General features: G+C 63.9%; 23 protein-coding genes and 2 riboswitches. Of the genes, 15 read left to right on the top strand and 8 right to left on the bottom strand.

Annotated elements, in window-relative coordinates; all coding sequences use genetic code 11:
- Nucleotides 1–408 precede the first annotated feature (408 nt).
- A complete protein-coding gene (locus tag AC3ANQ_RS18290) occupies nt 409–1,482 on the top strand; it encodes an RNase H family protein (protein WP_488302339.1) in 1,074 nt (357 codons plus the stop codon).
- 92 nt (nt 1,483–1,574) lie between these two features.
- Here AC3ANQ_RS18290 and AC3ANQ_RS18285 read toward each other — a convergent pair whose 3' ends face one another.
- From AC3ANQ_RS18285 to AC3ANQ_RS18270, 4 genes are all read right to left on the bottom strand, one after another.
- Nucleotides 1,575–1,865, bottom strand: a complete 291-nt coding sequence (locus AC3ANQ_RS18285; RefSeq protein ID WP_488302338.1) for a WXG100 family type VII secretion target — start codon at nt 1,863–1,865, stop codon at nt 1,575–1,577.
- 189 nt (nt 1,866–2,054) lie between these two features.
- Complete coding sequence (locus AC3ANQ_RS18280; RefSeq protein WP_488302337.1) at nt 2,055–3,536, bottom strand: sensor histidine kinase; 1,482 nt, start codon at nt 3,534–3,536, stop codon at nt 2,055–2,057.
- 2 nt (nt 3,537–3,538) lie between these two features.
- A complete protein-coding gene (locus AC3ANQ_RS18275) occupies nt 3,539–4,249 on the bottom strand; it encodes a response regulator transcription factor (protein WP_265981946.1) in 711 nt (236 codons plus the stop codon).
- Between the two features lie 94 nt (nt 4,250–4,343).
- Nucleotides 4,344–4,979, bottom strand: a complete 636-nt coding sequence (locus AC3ANQ_RS18270; protein ID WP_488302336.1) for a LysE/ArgO family amino acid transporter — start codon at nt 4,977–4,979, stop codon at nt 4,344–4,346.
- A 69-nt stretch (nt 4,980–5,048) separates the two neighbouring features.
- Here AC3ANQ_RS18270 and AC3ANQ_RS18265 point away from each other — a divergent pair, with 69 nt between their 5' ends.
- The gene (locus AC3ANQ_RS18265; RefSeq protein ID WP_488302335.1) at nt 5,049–5,957 is read left to right on the top strand and encodes a LysR family transcriptional regulator ArgP; all 909 of its coding nucleotides are present in this window, start codon (nt 5,049–5,051) and stop codon (nt 5,955–5,957) included.
- A 111-nt stretch (nt 5,958–6,068) separates the two neighbouring features.
- A complete protein-coding gene (locus tag AC3ANQ_RS18260) occupies nt 6,069–6,296 on the top strand; it encodes a hypothetical protein (protein WP_488302334.1) in 228 nt (75 codons plus the stop codon).
- 18 nt (nt 6,297–6,314) lie between these two features.
- On the opposite strand, the gene AC3ANQ_RS18255 is transcribed toward AC3ANQ_RS18260, so the two are convergent.
- The 3 genes from AC3ANQ_RS18255 to AC3ANQ_RS18245 are packed head-to-tail and all read right to left on the bottom strand — an operon-like array spanning nt 6,315 to nt 10,696.
- Nucleotides 6,315–7,958 carry a DNA repair helicase XPB gene (locus tag AC3ANQ_RS18255; RefSeq protein WP_268024827.1) on the bottom strand — a complete coding sequence of 548 codons (1,644 nt, stop codon included), beginning with the start codon at nt 7,956–7,958 and terminating at the stop codon, nt 6,315–6,317.
- Between the two features lie 10 nt (nt 7,959–7,968).
- Complete coding sequence (locus AC3ANQ_RS18250) at nt 7,969–10,431, bottom strand: helicase-associated domain-containing protein (protein ID WP_488302333.1); 2,463 nt, start codon at nt 10,429–10,431, stop codon at nt 7,969–7,971.
- A gap of 49 nt (nt 10,432–10,480) precedes the next feature.
- Entirely contained in the window at nt 10,481–10,696 is a 216-nt protein-coding gene (locus AC3ANQ_RS18245) for a hypothetical protein (RefSeq protein ID WP_268024823.1), read from the bottom strand.
- Between the two features lie 231 nt (nt 10,697–10,927).
- Between AC3ANQ_RS18245 and AC3ANQ_RS18240 the strand changes: the two genes are divergently transcribed.
- The 3 genes from AC3ANQ_RS18240 to AC3ANQ_RS18230 are packed head-to-tail and all read left to right on the top strand — an operon-like array spanning nt 10,928 to nt 13,357.
- The gene (locus AC3ANQ_RS18240; protein WP_028266166.1) at nt 10,928–11,311 is read left to right on the top strand and encodes a cold-shock protein; all 384 of its coding nucleotides are present in this window, start codon (nt 10,928–10,930) and stop codon (nt 11,309–11,311) included.
- 7 nt (nt 11,312–11,318) lie between these two features.
- Entirely contained in the window at nt 11,319–11,936 is a 618-nt protein-coding gene (locus AC3ANQ_RS18235; protein WP_488302332.1) for a DUF3027 domain-containing protein, read from the top strand.
- 44 nt (nt 11,937–11,980) lie between these two features.
- Nucleotides 11,981–13,357 (top strand): MFS transporter, encoded by a 1,377-nt coding sequence (locus AC3ANQ_RS18230; RefSeq protein WP_488302331.1) that lies wholly within the window; start codon nt 11,981–11,983, stop codon nt 13,355–13,357.
- Nucleotides 13,358–13,378: 21 nt separating this feature from the next.
- Here the strand turns inward: AC3ANQ_RS18230 and serC are convergent, their stop codons facing one another.
- Complete coding sequence (gene serC, locus AC3ANQ_RS18225) at nt 13,379–14,509, bottom strand: phosphoserine transaminase (protein WP_488302330.1); 1,131 nt, start codon at nt 14,507–14,509, stop codon at nt 13,379–13,381.
- Nucleotides 14,510–14,827: 318 nt separating this feature from the next.
- Between serC and AC3ANQ_RS18220 the strand changes: the two genes are divergently transcribed.
- From AC3ANQ_RS18220 to fdhD, 9 genes are all read left to right on the top strand, one after another.
- Nucleotides 14,828–15,523 carry an iron-dependent transcriptional repressor DtxR gene (locus AC3ANQ_RS18220; protein ID WP_488302329.1) on the top strand — a complete coding sequence of 232 codons (696 nt, stop codon included), beginning with the start codon at nt 14,828–14,830 and terminating at the stop codon, nt 15,521–15,523.
- Between the two features lie 125 nt (nt 15,524–15,648).
- Nucleotides 15,649–15,860, top strand: a riboswitch (cyclic di-AMP (ydaO/yuaA leader).
- Between the two features lie 2 nt (nt 15,861–15,862).
- Nucleotides 15,863–16,684 carry a M23 family metallopeptidase gene (locus AC3ANQ_RS18215; RefSeq protein ID WP_488302328.1) on the top strand — a complete coding sequence of 274 codons (822 nt, stop codon included), beginning with the start codon at nt 15,863–15,865 and terminating at the stop codon, nt 16,682–16,684.
- Nucleotides 16,685–16,829: 145 nt separating this feature from the next.
- Nucleotides 16,830–16,997: riboswitch (cyclic di-AMP (ydaO/yuaA leader) on the top strand.
- A 5-nt stretch (nt 16,998–17,002) separates the two neighbouring features.
- A complete protein-coding gene (locus AC3ANQ_RS18210) occupies nt 17,003–17,755 on the top strand; it encodes an NlpC/P60 family protein (RefSeq protein WP_488302327.1) in 753 nt (250 codons plus the stop codon).
- Nucleotides 17,756–18,092: 337 nt separating this feature from the next.
- A complete protein-coding gene (locus tag AC3ANQ_RS18205) occupies nt 18,093–18,593 on the top strand; it encodes an HNH endonuclease (RefSeq protein WP_488302326.1) in 501 nt (166 codons plus the stop codon).
- Nucleotides 18,594–18,627: 34 nt separating this feature from the next.
- On the top strand, nt 18,628–19,251 hold the full coding sequence (mobA, locus tag AC3ANQ_RS18200) for a molybdenum cofactor guanylyltransferase (protein ID WP_488302325.1): 624 nt from the start codon (nt 18,628–18,630) through the stop codon (nt 19,249–19,251).
- A gap of 31 nt (nt 19,252–19,282) precedes the next feature.
- Nucleotides 19,283–19,570, top strand: coding sequence for a DUF6457 domain-containing protein (locus tag AC3ANQ_RS18195; protein WP_488302324.1), 288 nt, complete (start codon nt 19,283–19,285; stop codon nt 19,568–19,570).
- Nucleotides 19,567–20,979 carry a molybdopterin molybdotransferase MoeA gene (locus AC3ANQ_RS18190; protein ID WP_488302323.1) on the top strand — a complete coding sequence of 471 codons (1,413 nt, stop codon included), beginning with the start codon at nt 19,567–19,569 and terminating at the stop codon, nt 20,977–20,979. Before AC3ANQ_RS18195 ends, AC3ANQ_RS18190 begins: the two co-directional genes overlap by 4 nt.
- Before the next feature lie 62 nt (nt 20,980–21,041).
- The gene (locus AC3ANQ_RS18185) at nt 21,042–23,381 is read left to right on the top strand and encodes an FdhF/YdeP family oxidoreductase (protein ID WP_488302322.1); all 2,340 of its coding nucleotides are present in this window, start codon (nt 21,042–21,044) and stop codon (nt 23,379–23,381) included.
- A gap of 1 nt (nt 23,382) precedes the next feature.
- A complete protein-coding gene (fdhD, locus tag AC3ANQ_RS18180) occupies nt 23,383–24,249 on the top strand; it encodes a formate dehydrogenase accessory sulfurtransferase FdhD (RefSeq protein ID WP_488302321.1) in 867 nt (288 codons plus the stop codon).
- Nucleotides 24,250–24,374 lie beyond the last annotated feature (125 nt).

The raw sequence follows: 24,374 nt of genomic DNA, 5'->3' as shown, positions 1-24,374 counted from the left end.
CACGCGCGACGGCGGTTCCCACCTCAGGTGGGGGCCGCCGTCGCCGTTTAACCGACCCTCGCTCACTTACGTCGGGTTTCTTCCGACCCTCGCTCGCTTACGTCGGGTTTTCTTCCGACCCTCGCTCGCTTTTGTCGGGTTTTCTTCGGACCCTCGCTCGCTTTTGTCGGGTTTTCTTCGGACGCTCGCTCGCTTCTGCTGCAGGAGGGTTTGGGAATTGGGCGCACGAGCTGCAGGAGGGTTTGGGAATTGGGCGCACGAGCTGCAGGAGGGTTTGAATTTTTGGGCCTATAAGTGAAGGAGCGTCGTTCGGGGAGGGGGACTCGGCCTTCGGGGGCTGGAGGTCTGGGGGTCTGGGGGTCTTCTGGAAGGCGGGGAGTGTCGGGGTGGTCTGGCAGGATGGAAACCATGACGATTATTGCTGCCGCCGATGGTTCTGCCCTCGGCAATCCCGGGCCCGCTGGTTGGGCCTGGTACGTGAACGACTCTTGTTGGCGAGCCGGCGGGTGGCCGCACGGAACCAACAACCAGGGCGAACTCATGGCTGTGCTGGACCTCTTCCGTTCCACGGCACATGTTCCCCACGAAGAGCTGAAGATCCTCTGCGACAGCCAGTACGTCATCAACTGCATCACCAAGTGGATGCCAGGCTGGAAGCGCAAGGGATGGCGTAAGGCGGACGGAAAGCCCGTCTTGAATGTCGATCTGCTCAAAGACATCGACCAGGCCATTGTCGGCCGCAAATACACGTTCGAATGGGTCAAGGGCCATGCAGGCCACGATCTCAACGAGGCCGCCGACGATCGCGCCCGTGCCGTTGCCAGCGCGTACCAGCAGGGCACAGCCGCTCCCAGCGGCCCGGGTTATCCGGGAGCCGACGAACCCGGACAATCCGTGCCCCTCAATCGCTCTACCCGCCCTACGGGGCCTTCAGGCCGCGCCGTAGCTGTGGAACCACCGTCGCTTTTCGACGGCACTGACGCCCAGGACGAAGACCTCACACTTTTCGGCGATCAGGATCTTTCCCATGAGTCGGTGAGGGGTACCGGGCAGGACACATTCGCAGAGCCAGAGACAATCACCGAGCCCACTCTGTTCGCAGAGTTTGAAGAGATTGCCCCCCTTGGCCAGAGTGGCGGGCGCTCAGACGAAGACACCGTTGTCCTTCTTGAGAGGGAGCTCCTGAGGCCTGACGTCAGAGGAGATCTTGGGCGTACGGGAATGCTGCTTCACCCGGATTTCACCGAGATTGGCAGTTCCGGTCGCATCTGGTCCCGCGACGAACTCATGATGGCGTTGGAAGACAACCCAGGCGAGCCCCCCGAGGTAGAGGTCATTTCCGCGGACCGTATCTCAAGCAACGCCATATTGCTCAGCTACCGGAGCTATGGACGAACCGGCTCGGCACTGCGGAGTTCGATCTGGGTGCTTGACGACGGCCGGTGGCGCTTGCGGTTCCACCAGTCGACGCCCGAGAAGTAGCGCTGGAGAAGCAACACGGCCGGGCGCTGGTTGCCAGTCCGGAATCCGGTGGGGAAGTGCAATTACCGCCCCACCGGACACCGCCAGAGCGCCTAGTAGCTGAACCGCTGGGTGTTGCCTTGTTCGGCCTCCAGATAAGTTGCCGCGGCGGAGGACAGCGCCAGATTGATAGATGCCAGCGAGGCCTCGACCTTGTTCTGGGTCAACGTCCACTCGGAGACGAGGGCCTGGAAATTGTTGGCCGCAGATCCCTTCCACGTGGCCTGAAGCTCGTCCAGGCCGAATTTCATCGCCTGGACGTCTGCACTGATGCGATCAACGGTGGCCTTGACGTTGGCGGATTTGAGCTGGAGCAGTTCGGTATCGACGGAAATGATGCCCATGGGGCGTTGCCTTTCAACTAAAGGTGTCCGCAGGTGCGGCTGGCGTGTGGTCCACGAATCGAGCCTAGAAACCGCCGAACGGCCCGGCCAGAGCCGAACCGGCCTATGTGGACAACTTACCTCTCCAGCCCTGAATGCCAGCTGGCTCAGAACGCCCCAACCCTGAATGCTCCGCCAACCCGCCCGGCGCTAGTCGGAGACTTCCGCCTCAGCAACGCCCGCGTCTTCAGGCACCTCGGACACCTCGTCCTGGAAAGGGAGGCTGACAACCAAAGTGGCCCCGCCGCCGTCGGTCTCTTCGACCCTTACCGTGCCGCCATGGGAGCCCACGATAGCGGCCACAATGGCAAGCCCAAGGCCGCTGCCGCCGGTCTCCCGCGTGCGCGAGGTATCCGCCCTGTAGAAGCGTTCGAAAATCCTGGGCAGCTCCTCGGCCGGAATGCCGCTGCCGTGGTCCCGTACCTCGAGAACAGAGAACATCCCCGACGGAGTGTTCCGAACCCCGACGGCGAGCTCAATAGGCGTTCCTTCGGGGGTATAACGCAGTGCGTTCCCCACCAGGTTTCCAAGGACCTGCCGAAGCTTGGCCTCGTCGCCCTGGACCGGGGCAGGGGCGGCCGCACCGCCGTCGAGCCCTGTCAGTGAAATCTTCCGTTCGCCGGACGTCGCGAGGGAGTCCACGACGGCGTCGTTCGCCAGCAGCTGCAGGTCCACAGGTTTGAGCTGCAGGGGCCTTTGTTCGTCCAGGCGGGCAAGCAGGAGCAGGTCTTCCACCATGGATCCCATGCGCTTGGCTTCGCTTTCGATCCTGCCCATGGCGGTGCCAACGTCTTCCGGCGTAGCGAGGGCCCCGTGGCGATAGAGCTCGGAGAACCCGCGGATGGTAACCAGGGGAGTACGCAGCTCGTGGGAGGCGTCGGCTGCGAATCGTCGCATTCGGGCTTCCGAAGCCGCCCGCGCGGCAAAGGACGATTCGATGTGGGCGAGCATGGCGTTGAGGGAGCCGCCCAGGCGGCCGACCTCAGTGACCGGATTCTCGATTTCCACGCGGCGCGAGAGATCACCGGCCGCTATAGCAGCGGCCGTCTTTTCCACGCGGGCAAGGGGCCGGAAGGAGCGTGCAACGGTCCACGTGGCTATGAAGAACGCGAGCACCAAGGTCAGGAGCCCGACGCCGACCACCACGAGGGTGGCGTGTTCCATGACCTTGTCCACGGGGGACAGCGGCAGCCCCACAATCACCACTGCGTTTTGCCCGGTCCGGTTGTCCACGACGTTGACCGCTACTACACGCCAATTGCCGCCGGCGGTGCCACCCACCTGGAAGGGCGCGTAGTTGCGGTCCTTCGCTTCAACGGGGCTGATGTTGGCGATGCTCGGCCGATCGGTCTTGCTGCCGCCGAACGGATAGGGCGGCTGGCCCTGGACGTATAGCGTCAGGGAATAGTCCGTGGGCACGGCCGGATTGGGCTCGGACAGGTTGGCAAAAGATTGCTGCTGCTGGGCGATCTGGACGGCGGTCTTGAGTTTGTCGTCCACTTGCCCTTGGAGGTAGCTCTTGACGAGCGTCAGCGTCCCGGCGCCCGTGGCGGCCAAGGCAAGGAGCAGCAGTCCCATGATGATGGCAACCAGCTGCGACCTGAGGGAGGCCGACTTCCAACGGTTAAACAAAGTCAGCGCTTCTCGGCCGTCCGCAATACGTAGCCCACGCCACGCTTGGTCTGGATCAGGGCAGCTGCGTCCGGGTCAATGTCCACTTTGCGTCGGAGGTAGGAAATGTATGACTCCACGATCGAGGCGTCTCCGTTGAAGTCGTATTCCCAGACGTGGTCCAGGATTTGCGCCTTGGACAGCACTCGGTTGGGGTTCAGCATGAGGTAGCGGAGCAGCTTGAACTCGGTGGGTGACAGCTCGATGATGGTGCCGCCGCGGCGGACCTCGTGGGCGTCGTCGTCGAGTTCAAGGTCATCCACGCGGATGACGGCGTCGTCGTCTTCCATGGGCTGCGTGCGGCGCAGTACGGCGCGGATCCGCGCCACAACTTCATCCAGGCTGAATGGCTTGGTGACGTAGTCGTCGCCGCCCACGGTCAGGCCCATGACCTTGTCTTCGGTATCGTCCTTGGCGGTCAGGAACAGGACAGGGAAGTGCTTTCCCGCGGCACGAAGGCGACGGGTGACGGTGAACCCGTCCATGTCGGGGAGCATGACGTCCAGTACCGCGAGGTCCGGGGAGTGGAGATCGGCGGCAGCGAGGGCTTCGCGCCCGTTCGACGCCGCAACGACCTCAAAACCGGCAAAACGCAGCGAGGTGGACAGCAGCTCACGGATGTTGGGTTCGTCGTCGACGACGAGGAGCTTGGCTTCGGGGCCGTTCTTTTTCATAGCATTCATGATGCTCCCAGTTTCTGGGAGTTGACTGGATGCTTGTTGTGAGAATTGCCGGGGTGCCTGTTGCTGTCTGCGGGGCAACGGCGAGCTAGCTGCCCAAAGCCAGCCCGACGCCGAGGCCCACCATTGTGACGGCAATCCCGCAGTCGAGGATTCGCCAGGAAGCCGGGCGAGCAAAGAATCCGCGGAGCAATTTCGCGCCGAATCCGAGCGAACAGAACCACAGAATGCTGCCTAGCATCGCTCCGGCGCCGAACCACCACTGGAGCCCATCCGCCTGCGCGTTCGCCACAGATCCCAGGAGCAGCACGGTATCCAGATACACGTGGGGGTTGAGCCAGGTGAGTGCCAGAACAGTGGCCAACGCTGGCGCCAGTCCGCCGCGTCCGGCGCCCGGGGACCCCGGGTCCGCGGACACGAGCGCTTGCGGCTTGAGGATCCGCCTCGCCGCCATCACCCCGTACGTCACCAAGAATGCGGCACCAACGTAGCGGAGTACGACGACGGCGGCCGGCGCCGCTGTGATGAGGGCACCTGTGCCGAGTACCCCCGCTGCGATGAGCAAGGCGTCCGAGATGGCGCACACCGCGACGATTGGTCCGACGTGCTCGCCACGGATTCCTTGCCGGAGGACGAAGGCGTTTTGCGCGCCGATGGCGACGATGAGGGCCAGGCCGGTACCGAGGCCAAGTCCGGCAGCATGGAGGATGTCAGGCGAGTTCATCCTTCGAGGTTAGGTTTCGCCAGGATCATTAGTCCAACTAAACATTCTTAGGCATCGTAAGATTATCTTATGGCTAGATTCTCCTCTGAACAGCTGCACACTTTTGCCGCGGTGCTTACCGAAGGCACGCTCGACGCCGCCGCCCGGCTACTGAACATCACGCCGTCGGCGGTCTCCCAACGCCTCAAGGCACTGGAACAAGCATCCGGCAGAGTATTGCTGCAGCGCAGCAATCCAGTCCAGGCAACGGAGTCAGGACAAGTGGTGCTCAGGCTCGCGCGGCAACTCGCCCAGCTGGAGGCCGACGCCGAACTTGAGCTGGGTCTGCCAGGCGAGTCGCCGATGGTCTCGGTGCCTATCGTGGTCAACGCGGATTCCCTGGCTGTCTGGTTCCTCAAGGCCCTCACCAGGGTCCCTGCGGAGTTGAACGCCGTCTTCGACCTCCACCGGGACGACGAGCAATATTCCACGTCCATGCTGCGCGCCGGCACCGTGATGGCTGCCGTGACGGCGACCCCCGAGCCTGTACAGGGCTGCCGTGTGGAGCCCTTGGGAAGCATGCGATACCGCGCCGTCACCACTCCGGAATTCAGGGCACGTTGGCTTCCCGACGGCGTGGACATCGCCACCCTGCGCGCAGCTCCCGCCGTGGACTTTGATCGTAAGGATGAGTACCAGCACCGATTCCTGGAGCTTATGGGCGGCGCGGCGCGTGGGTTGGAAACGGCCGGGCCGCGCCACTACGTTCCGTCCACCCAGGAGTTCGCCGAGGCTATTCGTTTGGGTCTCGGATGGGGACTATTGCCAGAGGCGCAGTGCAAAAAGGACATAGAAGATGGACGCCTGCTGGAACTCGCGCCCGAGCGCCCGTTGGACATTCCCTTGTACTGGCAACGGTGGCGGACACCGTCACGGATACTAGACGCGGTGAGTGAGGCGGTCCGCAGCACGGCCGCCGAAGTGCTGCGCTCTGCCTGACAGTGCTGCGCAGGGCGTAACAGTGCTGCGCAGGGCCTGACAAACAGGCCAAAACCCAACACGCCGCTGGCACAGGCCTAAATTGTCGGAGCCCCGTTTCACACTTGAGCCATGGAGAACAAACAAGAATCACGCGTTGAAATTCAAAACGTCGAGTTCCATGTCAGCTACCTGGACACGCTCTCTGGACGCATCGAGCACGAGGCGTTCGGCGATCGGGCTGCTGCCGAACGCTTCGCCGATGCGCAGCTCAACGACGAGGAGTCTTGGGCCGTCGTCGACGTCGTCGCGCTGCAACCAGCGCGGCACCAGGAGCGCGCACAACAACTGGTTGCCTAGCCCTGAGTTGACCAGCCACTACCCGGTGGGTACATCTTTGGCGTCCATGATCCGGTACGCGTAGCCCTGCTCGGCGAGGAAGCGCTGCCGTTTGGCCGCAAAGTCCTGGTCGAGAGTGTCCCTGGCCACCAATGAGTAGAAGCGCGCCGCACGGCCGTCCTGCTTGGGTCGTAGCAATCGGCCCAACCGCTGTGCCTCTTCTTGGCGGGAACCGAAGGATCCCGATACCTGGATCGCCACGGAGGCCTCCGGTAGGTCAATCGAGAAGTTGGCCACCTTGGACACCACCAGGGTTTTGATTTCACCGGCACGGAAGGCGTCGAACAGCTTCTGCCGCACCTTGACGGTTGTATCGCCTTTGATCACGGGAGCGTCCAAGCGCTCGCCGATCTCATCCAACTGATCGATGTACTGGCCGATCACCAGCAGCTGCTCGCCTTGGTGCTGCGCCACCAACTGCTCCACTAGCTGGGTCTTTGTCTCCGACGTCGCGCACAATCGGTACTTGTCCGCGTCCTCCGCCATCGCGTAGGCCACCCGTTCGTCCCTGGGCAGGTCCACCCGGACTTCCACGCAGTCTGCGGGCGCTATGTAACCCTGGGCCTCGATGTCCTTCCACGGTGCGTCGTAGCGCTTGGGGCCGATCAGGCTGAAAACCTCGCCCTCCCGCCCGTCCTCCCGTACCAAGGTCGCCGTCAGTCCGAGCCGTCGCCGGGCTTGCAGGTCCGCGGTCATCCGGAAGATCGGCGCCGGCAAAAGGTGGACCTCGTCGTAAATGATGAGCCCCCAGTCGTGCCCGTCCACGAGTTCCAGGTGCGGGTAAAGGCCCCCGCGCTTGGTGGTCAGGACCTGGTAGGTGGCGATCGTGACGGGCCGGACTTCTTTGACCGCGCCCGAATACTCGCCGATTTCCTGCTCGGTCAAGGACGTCCGCTTGAGGAGTTCGTCCTTCCATTGCCGGGCCGCGACGGTGTTGGTCACCAGGATCAGGGTGGTGGTGGAGCTGGTGGCCATGGCGGCCGCGCCCACTAGCGTCTTCCCCGCACCGCAAGGCAGGACGACGACGCCGCTGCCGCCCGCCCAGAAGTTCTCCGTGGCAAGCTTTTGGTAGGGCCGCAGGTGCCAGCCGTCCTCGTTCAGGGCGATCAAGTGCGGAGTGCCGTCCACATAGCCCGCGAGATCCTCGGCCGGCCATCCGAGCTTCAGTAGAAGCTGCTTGAGCTGCCCGCGCTGGGAGGAATGCACCACCACCGTTTCGCCGTCGATCCTCGGCCCCAGCAGTGGTGCGATCTTCTTCGCACGGATGACTTCCTCAAGCACGGGGTAGTCGGTGGTCCGCATGACCAATCCGTGCTGCGGGTCCTTTTCCAGCCGCAACCGACCGTAACGCGACATCGTCTCTTCGATGTCTATCAGCAACGAGTGCGGCACCGGGAAGCGGGAGTAGCGCAGGAGCGTGTCCAGGACCTTTTCGGCGTCGAGCCCCGCGGCGCGGGCATTCCACAAACCCAAAGGAGTGAGCCGGTAGCTATGGACGTGTTCGGGGGCGCGCTCCAGCTCGGCGAACGCCGCAATCGCATGCCGTGCCTCGGTGGCGAGCTCGTGGTCGACTTCCAGCAGGATGGTTTTGTCGCTCTGTACGATCAGCGGACCGTCGCTCACTATTGCTTCCTCACTTGCGCGGATCGCCCGCGGGTTCCACATCGATAATGCGGTGGATGGACAAGACTCTTTCGGTGTCCCTGGCCGCGTCGAATACCCGGACCCGCCCGCCGGACACCGATACGGGAACAACGGTCTCGGTGTTGGAATTCCCCAAGCCGTCAACCACGTTCATGGTGACCGCTTGCTTCAGCCGGATGGCCCTCTGGAGTGTTTCGAGCCCCAGTTGCGTTGCCGCCTCGCCGGTCATGTCACCCGAGAACCCTCGATGGTGCCTCAGGACCGCAAGCTGCGCGTCGACGTCGTCGTCCGGCGGGGCGGTGCGGGGTGCCGTGTAAACGGGGCGGGCGCCGCCGGCCACTGCCGTCGCCCTCTTGTAACGCACGACGGCGGGCTCGGCCTCCTGCACCGCAGGCGAAAGTCCCAGCTCGCGCAGCACCCTCGCGGTCTCCCGTGGGTTCACCGCGGAGGTCAGCACCGTGGGGGCGATCCGGACGAGGCCCAGGCTCGCGGTCCCGGGCTCGTGAAGGAGATCGGCAATGGCGGCCTCGTCGTCGCTTTGGATGAAACTGGCGCTGGTGGCGACGCGTAGCCGACCGTGCCGCGAGGCGATGTCCTTGATCAGGTACTGGAGCGGCTGTGGGACGTCAGTGGCGGAGTGGGTGCGTAGAAAGGAGAGGATGGCCTCCGAATCTTGGCCGGCGTCCAGCGCGCGCCGGATTGAATCTCCGGAGAAACGGAAGATGGTTGCCGGCCCTTGGCCTTCGGCCTCGGCTATCAGAAGCAGTTTTTCGCTCAGTTCAGGTGCCAAGTACCCCGGGGCGACGGCGGTCAGGTCTGCCTGGAGCAGGACATGGTTGACCGCGGCGGGCAGGTGTTCGCCAAGGATGCGCAGGGCAAGATCCGGCTGTTCGGTGGCGATGGCGGTGCCTAGCTGGGTTAGGGCGCCGGAACCCATCAGCCCCAGGATTTCCGCTTCGTGCAATATGCCGCGGATGAGGGAACTGAACCGCCGTGACATCCGGGGTTGGGTCCATTCCGCGCGCTCCATGACAGCCTCGGCGTCGAGCACGGGGGCCTTGCCGTCCGGTGCTTCGACTTCGCGGGTGAGCTCTTCGAGGATCTCCAAGATCCGCTTGCGGACAAGCGGGGCGTCAGGGCGTTGGGCCTCGGCAGACAAAGCGTTGATGGAAGTTCCGGCAAAACCGGTCCGCGATGCCGTCGCGGCAGGACCGGGGAGGCTCTGCCCGACGAGTGACGGAGCGCGCTCGCTGGCCAGCCAGGCGTTGACCAGCCAGAGCCACTGTTCCTGACGGGGGAGCGTGAGCCACTCCACCGTGGGTGGCTGGACCCACGTGGAACTGTCCACATCGAGGCGCAGCAATCCGGACAGGGCGCTGAGCTCAAGAATCAGCGCAGTCTCGGACAGTCCCAACCGGAGGCTATCGGCCAGGCGCTTGAGCTCGCGCACGCCCACCCCGCCGCTGCGCAGGGTAACCACCGGCTGCTCCCGGACCGCATACAGGAGTTCGCCGACCAATCGGAGCGCTTCGGCTATGGCACCCATGGCGGCATTCCGGCGCAAGGCGGCACTTGTCTGGCCCAACTCCGGCGCGGGAGGCTTCAAAGTGAAGTGGTCCACGATCGCGCCGCCGCGCAGGGACAACCCGACGCTGTGGGGCAGTTCAACGTGGCCGGCGTCCAGGGGTACAAGCAAGCCGCGGGCCAAGAGCCAGTCCACGGGACCGACGTCGCGGCCCTCGTGGAGCACGGAGGCCTTGCGTTGGGCCTGTGGAACGGCACCCATGGCCCAGTTGCCAAACTTGTTCAAAAGGGGACGGGTGCGTACTGGGGCCTCAGACAATATGTGCTGCAGACTCTCCGGAGTCGACGTCCATCGCTGCAAGGCCAGCGCGGCGTCCATCGGCGTGGTGGCAGCGAGGACATCGGCGCCGCTCTTGTGAAGTTCGGCAACGAGCTGCACTACGCGCTGGGCGAAGGCTGGCTGCAGCCGTACCAGCTCGGTGTAGCTACGGCCCAGGCCGGCGGGGTAGATGCCGATGACGTCCTTGAGGCTGCCCACCGGCAAGTAGAAGCGCTGGCGACCAGGATTGTGCACCGTGGCCGGCGGATCGGCCCTGTGGATGAGTGCCAGTTCCTGGAGCTTGTTCAAGATCGGCTCAAGCGCTGCAAGTGTGGAGCCGTTGATGCACTTTTTCAAACCCGCCGCAGAGACGCTGTGCCCAGTGTCTGAGTTGGTGCAGAGATGGAGCGTCTCCAGTACCTGCATTTCCGGTTTGTTGAGCCGTTCGAGGGCCCGTTGCACACTGACCCGTGCGCTCGCCCTCGCAGCAAGAGCAGCGAAGTCCGGGGCGACAGGGGAAATGAGGTCCGGCCGCGCGGCAAACAACGCCCGCAGCGAATTATCGCTGCGCGCTTCCAGTTCCTTGCTGAGCGCGCGAATAAGGGACATCAGTTCAACGTTACCGCCAGCCGGGCCCGCCGTCGGGCTTTCTGGTGGCTCATTGGCGACGCCGTGCCCAGACGGAGTCCACCACCAGCGCGGCCATCAAAATGAAGGCCAGCGGCAGCCCATAGAGGGCGGTGGAGGTCACCCAAATCGGCGCCACGCCCCGGGCAAAAGCGGTAGCCATGACGGCGCCCACGGCCGCCAAGGACAACACGGCGACGACGGCGGCGACGATCACGAGCGGGCGGCGGTAGCCGTGGGGAATCATGTAAGCAACGCTAACAGTCCCGCGCAACATGCGCCGTTGCCGCCTGCACACGAACAAAAGGCGACGGGACCTGCTGAGCGTGGTCTCAAAGCGCGAATCCGCGGCTGGGCAGGATAACCTTGAAGCAATAGACCAACACGGACCAGGCAGTTACCCCTATTCCCGCAGTATCCTGCGGATGCGGTGACGCGCCGGCTGTGTCTCCAAGCAAGAACGAAGAAGGTTGATTACGTGCCCACCGGCAAGGTCAAGTGGTATGACAAGGACAAAGGCTTCGGATTCCTCGCCGCAGAGGATGGCCAGGAAGTATTTCTGCCCAAATCCGCCCTGCCCGAGGGTGTAACGGATCTTAAAGCAGGTACCAGGGTTGAGTTCGGCGTTGCCGACGGTCGCCGTGGCGCCCAGGCACTGGGCCTCCGCGTGTTGGACAAGCTGCCGTCCATTGCCAAGGCCAAGCGCATGAACGCCCGCGAGCTCGCGCCCGTGGTCCAGGATCTTGTGTCCGTCTTGGACAACCTTTCTGGGACGTTGTCGGCCGGTAAGTACCCTGAAGGCGCCAAAGGCAAGGCCATCGCGGCAGCACTGCGCAAGGTTGCCGACGAGCTGGAAGCCTAAAGCAGCCATGACATCGGAATCCGCTGAAGCCAGTCCTGAAGAGAACGGTACCGGTGCCGCGCCCGCAACTGCAGGAACGGCTGATACCGCTGCTGGGCGGAAGCCGACCACGGCGAAACCTCGCACCGGCATTCCCGTGTGGCGCGTCGGCAAGCCGGACGCTTTCCTGGCGGCCGCCGTCGACGTCGCCCGCAATGCGGTGGAGACTATTGCCAAGCCGAATGAAATCGGACCGCATATCGCCGCACGCTCCGAAGGCGAACGCGTCGTCACGCACCTTTTCGAATCGCGACTGGCCGGTTACGGCGGCTGGCAGTGGTACGCGGTCGTGACCCGCAACTCGCGCTCCAAAGTGGTCACGGTCAGCGAACTTGGCCTGCTGCCGTCCGAGGACTCCATCCTCGCCCCTGAATGGGTGCCGTGGGCAAAGCGCGTCCGTCCAGAGGACGAGGCGATCCCCGACGAACTGGCAGGGGAAGACACCTCGACAGCGGACGGTTCCGTTGACGAGGACGCCCCCGACGACGACGGCGCGCCTTCCGACTACGACGACGCCCCTGATGAAGAGGACGACGCCGAAGAGGATGACGAGTCTGAAGCCGACGACGAAGTCGAGGCCGACTAGCCTTTGGCGGACCCAGCGAATGAACTCTTTGAAGGTGGAACCTGATGTCCACCTTCAAATCGCTGGGTGTCCTTAACTACCGCATTTGGTTCCTTGGCGCCCTTGTTTCCAACATCGGCACCTGGATGCAGCGAACCGCCCAGGACTGGCTGGTCTTTGCTCATCTGAGTAGCCACGACGCCGGTGCCATGGGCATTACCTTGGCGCTCCAACTTGGTCCGCAGTTGTTCCTGGCACCATGGGCCGGACTGCTTGCCGACCGCTACAGCCGACGCAGGCTCCTGGTCATGACGCAATCGGCCATGGCGGTCCTAAGCACTGGGTTGGGAATCCTCGTGCTGAGCGGCGCTGCACAGCTGTGGCATGTCTACGTGTTCGCGCTGATGCTCGGAGTGGTCTCGGCACTTGACGCCCCCATTCGCCAGACGTTCGTTTCGGAACTCGTCAAGGACGACTACCTCTCCAACGCCGTGGCGCTGAACAGTGCCTCGTTCAACGTTGCCCGCATGATCGGTCCCGCCGTGGCCGGCATGTTGACTGTGGCCGTGGGGCCGGGCTGGGTGTTCATGATCAACACGCTGACCTTTGTGGCGATGCTCGGCGCGATCCGCGCCATCCCCCTGTCCTCCTTGCGCGTCCAGCCCCGGGCAGCCGCGGGCAAGGGCCGTATACGCGAGGGCCTCCGCTATGTGCGCAACCGCCCGGACATCATGGTGGTCCTCGTCGCGATTTTCATCATGGGCACGTTCGGCCTGAACTTCGTCCTCTTTATCGCTGCGATGGTTGGCACAGAATTCGGCATGGACGCAGGTGCGTTCGGGCTCCTCAACTCGGTCATGGCAATCGGCTCAGTAGCGGGAGCGTTGCTGGCCGCCCGCCGGGGGAGGCCACGCATGCGGCTCATCTTCGCCGCGTCCGGCGGGTTCGGCATCGCGAGCGGACTCGCCGCCATGGCGCCGAACTACACCATGTTTGGCTTGGCGCTGATTCCGTGCGGCCTGTTCGCCCTGACCATGATCACTAGCGCCAACGGCTATGTGCAGTCCACTACCGAACCCGTCATGCGCGGCAGGGTCATGGCGCTGTACATGGCCATTTTCATGGGCGGAACGCCCATCGGGGCGCCCTTCGTCGGCTGGGTATCCAACGTTGCCGGACCCCGCTGGGCGGTCGGGGTGGCAGCGGCCGCCGGCGCCAGCACCGCCGTCGTCGGCATCATCTGGATCATCCGCGCGCGTCAGTTGCGGCTTCGCTTCGACAGCAGCGCCCCGGGGTTGCGGTTCTTCCGCATCGAGTCGCAAGGCACCAGCCCTGCCATGGACGACGGCGTTGACGGCGACAGCGCCGTTAAAAGGGCTGACGCCATTAAAAGGGCTGGCGCCGCCCGGGATCCATACCCGAACGACGCCGACCAGCCCTGACCGCGGGAACGCGGCGGGCCCTTACTTCTTCAGTTCGCCCACCACGAAGTCGATGCAGGCGAGCAGCGCCGAAACGTCGTCCGGTTCGATGGCAACGAAGGTAGCGATGCGGAGCTGGTTGCGGCCCAGCTTGCGGTATGGCTCCGTGTCCACGATCCCATTGGCCCGCAGCACCTTGGCAATGGCCGCGGCGTCGATCGAATCATCGAAATCGATCGTGGCAATGACGTTGGAGCGGTCCTCGGCCTTTGACACGAACGGGGTGGCGTACTCGGAAGCCTCGGCCCAGGTGTAGATGCGGCTGGCGGAGTCCGCCGTGCGCGCGGAAGCGAAGTCCAGGCCGCCGTTCTTGTTGAGCCATTGGACCTGGGCGTCGAGCGTCACAAGGGTGGACAGGGACGGCGTGTTGTAGGTCTGGTTGAGCTTCGAGTTGTCGATGGCCGTCTGCAGATCCAGGAAATCTGGAATCCAGCGGCCGCTTGCCTTGATCTTGGCGGCGCGCTCAAGAGCGGCGGGGGAGAAGAGGCCAAGCCAAAGTCCGCCGTCGGAGGCGAAGTTCTTCTGCGGTGCGAAGTAGTAGACATCGGCCTCGGCGACGTCCACGTCCAGGCCACCGGCAGCCGAGGTCGCATCCACCAGGACCAGTGCGCCGTCGTCTACGCCGGCAACCCGCTTCACGGGGGCCGCTACGCCGGTGGACGTTTCGTTTTGCGGCCACGCGTAAACGTCCACGCCTGCCTCGGCCTGGGAAACCGGGCGGGTGCCGGGCTCGGACTTGATGATGGAGGAAGCTTCCAGGAAGGGCGCCTTGTTGGTGGCCGAGGCGAACTTGGAACCGAACTCACCAAAGGAGAGGTGCTGTGCCTTCTTCTCTACCAGGCCGAAGCTGGCGACGTCCCAGAATGCGGTGGAGCCTCCGACGCCGAGAATCACCTCGTAACCCTCGGGTGCACGGAAGAACTGGCTGAGTCCCTCGCGGACGGAGCCCACCAGGTTCTTGACTGGTGCCTGCCGGTGGGAAGTGCCGAGGAGGGTTGCCGAGGCGGCAGACAGTGCCTCGATCTGCTCCGGGCGGACCTTGGAGGGCCCAGCGCCGAAGCGGCCGTCCTTGGGCAGCAAATCGGCGGGGATGGTGATGCTGTTGTCGCTCACGGGATGCTCCAATGGTGAAGTAGCGGCCTAGATGGGTCGTGGCAGGTGGCATCGCTGCCCCTTCGACTCCCCAATTCTGCCTGACTCCCCATGCGGGGACAGAACCGAACGCTTCATAGTCCGCCACGTGGAAAGCATCTGTTCCGCCGGACGCGGGACGGGGGCGGGATCGAGGGGGCACGAAAATTATTCGGAGTAATTCCAAATAAGCTAAGCTAGGAGCTGGCGCCCGGCCCGGGACGACCGGCGGGTAGACCGCCTGGCCGCTGCGGTACGGTGGAAAATACGCAAGATACTGCGCTCGAGGAGCTGAGCTGGATGACGGATCTGATCGATACCACTGAGATGTATCTTCGGACCATTTTGGAGCTTGAAGAAGAGAACATCGTGGCTCTTCGCGCGCGCATCGCCGAGCGCTTGCGGCACTCCGGGCCTACCGTTTCCCAGACGATCGGGCGGATGGAACGCGACGGCCTGGTGATTGTTTCCAACGACCGGCACCTTGAGTTGACCGAAACCGGCCGGAAACGTGCCACTGAGGTCATGCGCAAGCACCGTCTCGCCGAGCGGCTCCTGGCCGACGTCATCGGGCTGGACTGGGCCTATGTCCATGACGAAGCATGCCGCTGGGAACACGTTATGAGCGAGCGCGTTGAGCGGCGGCTCTATGAGCTCCTGGACCACCCCACGGAATCTCCCTACGGCAACCCCATTCCAGGACTCGAAGCCCTGGGCGGAGTTGCGTCTCACCCCTTTACGGATGGCGTGGTCAACCTTCTTGAAGCGATGAACGAATACTCACCGGACAACCGGGTCATTGTCAGCCGGTTGGCTGAACCGATCCAGGTGGAACCGGAGCTGTTGGTGCAGCTGGACGAAGGCGGAATCCGCCCCGGAGCCAGGGTTTCCCTGGAGCGTGTGGGGGAGTACATCTCCGTTCGCGTGCCCAATATCGACGGTGCCTTGGAGCTGCCGCCTGAGGTGGCCTCGCACGTGTTTGTCACGGTCTCATAGCGCTTTCGGCAAAGCGATCGGCAAAGATAACGGAATTATTACTGCGGGGGTTAATCCCCTATAGTTTACTACTGGCGCCGATACCAAAGCGTTACCTGATCCGAAGCCGAGTTCTGCCAGCGGATCAGGTGGATTAGTCCATTCACTGGCAGAAGCGGGGGAACCACCAGCGGCGGTCGAAAGACAGCCTTGGGGTGAAGTCCGCAGCGGATGTGCAACAAAGCGCAGGGCCTTTCCGGGGATCCCTCTGTGCTTCGCGCCCTCCACGCGGACCGGGTCCATGCACTCTCTGACCCGAATCCGACAGCTAACTTCGCAGGCTTGCCAGAGAGGAACACTTTGACCACGCAGAACACCAGGGGCCGCAGACGCGCGTCCGGTCCTACTGCTGAGCTGCGGACCATGCAGGTCGTTGCGCACGATCGGCCCCGCGATCCGCATCGCGAAGTGCGCCGGCGCAAGGGCCCCTTGCGGCAAATAGCCGATTTCGCCGCCGCGAGCGGTGCGGGACAGAAGGCCGGTGTGGCCCTCGCCGCCACGGGCCTCATCCTGACGGTGGCCATGCCGGGTACCGGCGCATTGACGGCCGCCGCGGAATCGAACCAGGCTTCCGCGGCTTCGGCGGGGACGCAGGCCGAGATTCCCGCTGCGGCCAATGCCACCATCGACTTCAGCCGAGCTGCCGTTTCCACTACGGCGGATCCTGATAGCAAACTCAAGCAGCTCCTGAGCGCGCAGTCGGTCGGCAGCATCAAGACGTCGTCCTCGAAGGGCACGCTGGGGGCTCCGCTGGACACCCTCACCACGGCCTCGCCGTTCGGCTACCGCGTGAACCCCATTACGGGAGGCCTAGGGGAGTTCCACCGTGGCCAGGACTTCGTGGCCCAGTGCGGCACCCAGGTACATGCGGCTGCGGCCGGCAAGGTCACGTTTGCGGGCTGGCACCCGTATGGCGGTGGAAACCGAATTGTGGTGGACCACGGCAACGGCCTGGAGACCACGTACAACCACTTGTCCTCGTTCAGCGTCCAGGTGGGCCAAACAGTCAACCGCGGCGACGTCGTCGCTTTGAGCGGCACCACTGGCGCCTCCACCGGCTGCCACCTCCATTTTGAAGTCATGGTCAACGGCGACGTCGTTGATCCCCTGGGCTGGCTGTAGCCAATCCGATGGACGTCTCTCGCATGCTTGTCACGCTCCGTGACCTGAATGTGACATTCAGCCAAAACTCCTGTAGCGTCTAACTCGCATCAACTTTTAGAGAGTTGATGCACTCGGGTGGATTGCCTAGCTCTGCCACTGCCTGAGGTTCCGTTCGCAAAACATCGTCTGGCAGAGGCGGGGGACCCACTTTTGGTCATCTTCATCGATGGCCTTGGGGTTAAGTCGCATTTGTTTCCTACCGGAAGCATTGCGGCCGGATGACTCCCATCCGAATCCGACAGCTTACCTCGCGGGCATAGGGAGAGGCCTCTTAACGTGTCTTCACGCACTACTCTTGCGCGCCACCGCGCCGCGGTCACCAAGACCAACTCGCTTGCCGTCATCGCTAAGACCGTCGGCAGCAACGCCGGTGGTGTAGGCCGTCAGGCAGCAGTTATCGCCGCTGCGTCCGGTCTGGTTCTCACTAGCGGTATCGCGGCCAACGCTGCCGAAACCAATGTCCCCCGCGAGTCCACTGCGACCTCCACCCTGGAAGTCCAGTCCATCGCCCAAGCCAGTATTGCGGCCGACTCCTCCGTCGCCATCAAGTACGAACGTCCGGCTGTTTCCACGGCGGCTGCTCCGGTTGTCGAAGCTCCGGTTGCCGTCCAGGAAGCTGTTGCCGCTCCCAAGGCCGCTACGGGCGCCGGAACGCTCTCTGTTTCCGCCGCTGTATCCCCCGCCGCGAAGGTTGCCAGCGGCAAGGGCGCAGCAATTGCGGCCGCAGCTTACGCGCAGCTTGGCGTTGCCCAGGACTGCACCGCCCTCGTTTCGAACTCCCTGGCCGCTGTTGGCATCAACTTCCACGGTTGGCCGGCAGACTACATGTCCCTCGGCCGCACGGTCAGTGCTGCTGAAGCACAGCCGGGTGACCTCGTTTACTACCAGAATGGCGGCATGGGCAAGGCCCACATCGCTGTTTACGTCGGTAACGGCATGGCCGTCCACGGCGGTTGGAACGGTGGCACCACTGCTTTGTACAGCGTGAACATCGGCTCCGGTCCGGTCTACATCCACGTTGGTGGCTAAATAGCTTCTGCTAAACAGTTTCACAAGAACATCCCCGCTGGTCCGCCCGCGGGGATGTTCTGTTTTAACCAGCATGTGCCACAACTTGTGACCACCGTCTGCTGAGGACGATTCCGTGCCCGCGGCAGCGTCAACAGCCGTTGCCCCCGGACAGTTGAAGGTTCCCGCCACGTGTCCGGTACATGAACTTTGCCCGACACAGTGCCGGATCCCACCCACGGATTCGTTGATCCGGCCTCCGCGTGTTTACTCTTGTGATGTCGATCCACAGCCCGTACATGCAGAGGGCAGCCGGCCCTCGCGCCCCTGACGGGTGCGGCCGTGAAGAGGTACGTGCATGCGCACACTCGTTCTGAATGCTGGATATGAACCGCTGGCGGTAGTAACCTTCCGCCGGGCGCTGGTCCTTGTGCTCACCGGAAAAGCGAGCGTAGTGGCAGAAGGCGACGAGCCTGTCGTCGGGCCACAGGAGATTCTCGGACGTCCCTCCGTGATTCTGCTCAATCGCTACATCCGGCCGAGGTACAACGCGATCACGGCGGTCACACGCCGCGGCGTCTTGCGCCGCGACGGTCACCGTTGCGCCTATTGCGGGAAAACAGCCCACACAATTGACCACGTCCACCCCAAATCCAGGGGCGGCGCGGATTCCTGGGAAAACCTGGTGGCAGCGTGCCTGCGCTGCAACAACGCCAAGAGTGACCACACACCGGCCGAAATGGGCTGGAAATTGAGGTTCACTCCGGCGGCGCCCACCGGGACTATCTGGCAAATCAAGGAGCTTGAGAAACCTGCGCCCGCGTGGGATCCCTTCCTCCTGCCCGAATCGGCGGCCTGAACCGAACTGAGCCCGCCCCCGGTAGTCTGGGCTGGTGGACTTTGATGCGGTGATCTTGGCGGGTGGCAAGTCCTCCCGCCTCGGTGGCGTGCCCAAAGCCCAGCTGACGTACGACGGCGCAACGCTGCTTGAGCGCGCCCTCGCGGCCACGCACGGGGCCGGGCGGGTCGTCGTCGTCGGGCCGGATCCCGGCACGTTGCCGGACGGCACAGTGACCGCCCGCGAGGACCCTCCGTTCGCCGGACCGGCAGCGGCGATCGAAGCCGGACTCCTTGCGCTTGAGAAGCATGCCCGCGCGGGTCTTTCCGCAAAGGAAACATCCGCGCCGTGGGTACTCGTCATGGCGTGCGATATGCCCCTCGCGGGCGCAGCAGTTCCGGTTCTTATCCGGGAACTTGCCGGACACGACGAAACGGAAGGGGCCATGGCTGTATCCGCCGATGGCCGGAGACAGCCGTTGCTTGGAATCTACCGGTTCGCTGCTTTGCAACGGGAAGTGCTGGCCGCGGCAGAACAGGGTGGCCTCGCCAACGCCGCGGTGTTCCGCCTGCTTGCTAGGCTTGATCTGCTGGCCGTACCTGTTCCTGCTGGCTCCACCGATGACGTGGATACCTGGGACGATGCCGCGGCGCTTGGAGTGGACGGCGACCTGCCGTGACAAAAGCTGTACCGGACTTTGGAGGCGGATCGTGAAGAGCCAAGAAGAAACGCTTGAGGAGTGGTGCAGGAGCCTGCTGCAAGCATATGAGCTTGAAAGCGTCGAGATCGACATCAACGAGATCCTGTCCTTGGCTGGCGTTGCAGCCCATTCCGTAGTTCGGCCTGCGGCTCCCCTGACCACCTTCATTGCCGGTTTCGCGGCCGGACTTGCAGCGGGTTCGGGGCAAGCGACGGAAACCGCGTCGATGGACGCCGCCATGGGCCTGGCACGCACGCTCGCCAACGACTACACGAACCCCGGAACCGACGCCGGATGACCGATGCCCCTGAACAGGGCGCCGAGAATCAGGGCGCCGAGGACCTGGGCGCCGAGGACCAGCACCCTTCCGCCGTGACCGATCCGGCACCGAACGTTGAGCATGTCCCGCACGCCGACCACCTGTGGGCGGAAGCCCGGCAGCTTGCCTTCGACTGTGCCACGCCCATTCCCGCCGCACCCGTTGCCCTGAAGGATGCCCTCGGCCGGACGTTGGCATCGGACGTCCACGCCCTGCAGGACGTGCCGCACTATGCGTCTTCGGCGATGGATGGCTGGGCTGTCAACGGCAGCGGTCCATGGATCCTGGCTGAGCCGGGCCATCGGCTGGCCCCGCATCAGGCGAGCCCTATTGTCACGGGTGGTCTGATACCGCCTGGGGCCAAAGCCGTGCTCCGCAGCGAAAGCGGCATCCTGACGACCGACGAAGACGGCCTGCCTGTCCTCGCGCTCGGCGGAAACGCGAGGCCTGGCGAACCGCGCAACGGGCAACACATCCGTAACGCCGGAGAAGAAGCCGGCGCAGGCGAGCTGCTGATCAAGTCCGGGGTCGTCCTGAACCCCGCCCACCTCGCCCTTGCCGCGCTGGCCGGCCGGGATGAACTGGATGTCCTGGGCAAACCCCATGTGAAACTGCTCCTGACCGGCTCCGAAGTGGTGACTGCGGGTGTCCCTGCCCCTGGGAGGGTGAGGGATACCTTCGGGCCGCAGCTTGGCGCCGTCGTCGAACTCCTCGGCGGCATCCGCGGCGATCAGATCAAAGTGGGCGACTCCTACGAGGAATGGCTCGCGGGCCTCGAGGAAGGCGAGTTGTCGCCGGACACGCCACCCGCCGACGTCGTTTTCACCACCGGGGGAACGGGCCGTTCGGGAACGGACCACTTCCGGAGGGCAGTTGCGGAACTCGGCGGTCGCTTGTTGATTGATGGCATTGCGATGCGGCCGGGACACCCCGGCGTCCTGGCTGAGTTGCCGGACGGGCGCTTTGTCTTAGGGCTGCCGGGCAATCCGCTCGCGGCAATGATGGTTCTCTTCACGATCGGCGCACCGCTGCTCGCAGGACTGGGTCACGGCAAGCTGCCCGAGGTGGGGGAAGTGCCTTGCGGTGCAATGCTCGACGCCGACCCCGGGCGCACCCGCTTGCTTCCCTTCAGGTTCGTGTACGGATTGGCCTCGCCGGCCCAACACGCGGGGCCGGGGATGATGCGCGGCCTCGCCAGTGCGGACGGCGTCATGGTGGTCCCGCCACACGGCGTCCAACTCGGGGAACCTGTGCCTGCTTTCCGCCTTCCGTGGGGGCCGCCGCTTCCCCAACCGAAGCCTTCGCAGGACAAAACCAAGAAAACTCCCGCCAGACCCGCCCGCAAAGTTTCGTCAGGGCCGGTGGACTGGAGCGCCTTGACTGGCTAAGAACTTCCGGTCCCGGATGGACACGGGTGGAATAGAGAGACAGGCCTTGCAATGATGGGGGCATGAACAGGCATGCTCCCGAGCAGGACATCAATGAAGATGACCTCCAGATCCACCCGCCCAAGCGCTCAGCCGCCGGTGTCAAGGCAGTCACCGTGGCTTTGGAACGAGGTTGGGCCCAAGCCGGTGTGGGCCGGACCGTCAAGTCAATGCTCCGCGTCAACCAGCGGGACGGTTTCGACTGTCCCGGGTGCGCCTGGCCGGAGTCCATTACCGGAAAACGCAGCCCCGCCGAGTTCTGCGAAAACGGGGCCAAGGCCATCGCCGAGGAGAGCACCACCCGCGTGGTCGATGCGGCGTTCTGGGCCAAGCATCCCCTTGCCGAGCTTGAAGACAAGACCGAGTACTGGCTGGGCAGCCAGGGGCGCATCGCCGAGCCCGTTGTCATCCGCCCCGGTGAAACACACTATTCTCCGATCAGCTGGACGGATGCTTTCGCCCTGATCGGCGAGCACGTCAATGCCACGACGCCGGACCGCTGCGTTTTCTACACCTCGGGCCGCACGGCCAACGAGACAGCCTTCATGTACCAGCTCTTCGCGCGTAGCCTCGGCACCAACAACCTGCCCGACTGCTCCAACATGTGCCACGAGTCTTCTGGCAGCGCCCTCAACCCGACCATCGGCATCGGCAAGGGAACTGTCTCCCTGGAAGATATCCACGAGGCGCAACTGGTACTGGTTGTGGGCCAGAACCCGGGCACGAACCACCCGCGCATGCTCTCCGCCCTGCGCGATTGCAAGAACAACGGCGGCAAGGTCGTGGCAGTCAATCCTTTGCCGGAAGCCGGGCTGCTGAACTTCAAGGATCCCCAGTCGCTCAACGGCGTGGTGGGCGGCGGCACGGATATCGCCGATGAATTCCTGCAGATCAAGGTCGGCGGCGACCTCGCTTTGTTCCAGGCTCTGGGCCACCTCTTGCTGGAGGAAGAGAAACGGCAGCCGGGAACCGTGGTCGATAGTGCGTTCATCGAGGCACAGACCGATGGCTTCGCGGCCTACGCGGAAGCCCGGGCCACGCTTGACTGGGCCGAGACGGAACGCGCCACGGGCCTGAGCCGCATTGAAATCACCAAGGTGGCGGGCATGCTGGCCGCTTCGAAGGGCACCATCATTTGCTGGGCGCTGGGCCTGACCCAGCAACCCCACTCCGTGGACACTTTGCGGGAAATCATCAACCTGCTCCTCTTGCAGGGAAACTTCGGCAAGCGCGGAGCCGGAGCTTGCCCCGTCCGCGGCCACTCCAACGTGCAGGGCGACCGCACCATGGGCATCTGGGAGAAGCCTTCCGAGGGCTTCCTTGCAGCCCTCGACAAGGAGTTCGGATTCACGATGCCCAGGGTGCACGGCTACGACTCCGTGGAGACCCAACACGCCTTGGAGCAGGGCAACGTGGATGTATTCGTGTCCATGGGCGGGAACTTCGCCGCGGCTGGCTCGGACACGGTCGCGCTGGAGGAAGGGCTGAAGAGGGCCGGGCTGACGGTTCACATCTCCACCAAGCCCAACCGTGCCCACGTGGTGCACGGTAAGACCTCCCTGATCCTGCCCACTCTGGGCCGAACGGACACGGACGACAAGCACCCCGGCGGACGCCAGTTCCTCTCCGTGGAAGACTCCATGTCAGTCATCCACTCCACCCAGGGCCGCCTGGCTCCGGTCTCCGAGCACTTGCTTAGCGAACCCGTCATCGTCGCACGCATGGCGCAGGCAGTCCTCGGCGACGATCATGCGGTGGACTGGCGGGAGATGGCCGAGGACTACGACGTCATCCGGGACCACATCTCCAAGGTCATCCCCGGCTTCGAGGACTTCAACGCGCGCGTCCGCACCAAGAACGGCTTTGTGCTTCCCAATCCACCGCGTGACACCCGCACGTTCGCCACGGATATCGGCAAAGCACGCTTCACCGTAAGCCCGCTGGAGTACCTTGAAGCCCCGGCCGGCCACCTGATCCTGCAAACCGTACGTAGCCACGATCAGTACAACACCACGTTCTACGGGCTCGACGACCGCTACCGCGGTATTTCCGAAGGCCGCAGGGTCATCCTGGTCCACGAGGAAGACCTCAGCGAGCTCGGCTTCGAAGACAGGGACATGGTGGACGTCATCTCCATCTTCGGTGGAACGGAACGCCGGGCGGACAAGTTCCGGCTGGTCGCCTACCCCACAGCCAAGGGTTGCGCGGCCGCTTACTTCCCGGAGGCCAACGCCTTGGTGCACCGGGAACTCGTGGCGCGTGAATCCAACACCCCCGGCTACAAGGCCATGACGGTGCGGTTCGTCAAGCACGGAGAAACGGCCAAGCACGGGGAAGCTGCCGCCGAAACGGTGGGTATCTGAGATGGGACGGGTGACCCAGCGCCGCAAGGTGCACAAGTTCGTCCTGGATGGCTCAGCCCAGGCGTTGGAGCACCCTGTCCGCTACCGCGAGGACTTCCTGGCCGTCGAGGAGCCGCTGGAGGTGCGCCTGGGGCAGATGTCCTTCTCCGTGACCATGAGGACCCCTGGCGACGACTTTGACCTCGTGGCGGGTTTCCTGGTTTCCGAGGGCATCATCTGGGACCCGGCCCAGCTCATTTCGCTGCGCTTTTGCGCCGGCGAGGACGAGAACGGCGTCCAGACCTTCAACGTGGTGGAAGCCCAGTTGCGGCCCGACGTCGTCCTTCCTGAGACCGGCCGCAATGTCTATACGTCCAGCTCGTGCGGGATTTGTGGCACAGACTCCATTGAGGCTGTGCGCCAATCCTCACACTTCAGCCCGGCGGACGACTCCCTGAGCGTGCCGGTGGAGATTCTCGCTTCCTTGCCGGACCGTCTCCGCGAAGCGCAAGCGGTCTTTGACAAGACCGGGGGAGTACACGCCGCGGGCCTCTTCAGGATCAACCACGACGGCGACGCGGAGCTACTGTGCCTGCGGGAAGACGTGGGTAGGCACAACGCTGTTGACAAGGTGGTGGGCTGGGCGCTGCGTGAAGGCTTGTTGCCCCTGAGTGGCACCATCCTGCAGGTCTCAGGGAGGGCGTCCTTCGAGCTGGTTCAGAAGGCCGCGCTTGCCGGAATCCCAGTTCTGGCTGCCGTCAGCGCACCCTCCAGCCTTGCCGCGGAACTGGCCCAGGAGACCGGACTGACCCTGGTGGGATTCAGCCGGGGGACCAGCCTGAACGTTTATGCGGGCAGCGAGCGGGTGCGCGTTCCGGCAAACTTTTAGAGACTTGTAGGGGATAGCCGTCAATCACTTGGTTATTGTTCCGGAACAACGTAGATTTTATCCATCGAATGGAATCGCTGTTTCCACCTGCTGGTAACCTTGCTCGCTTAGGTTCCTTGTAACGG

The sequence above is a fragment of the Arthrobacter sp. DMZ02-1R genome, assembly GCF_057747935.1.
Note: the sequence above shows the minus strand (reverse complement) of the source record. Positions and strands in the feature narration are given on the sequence as shown.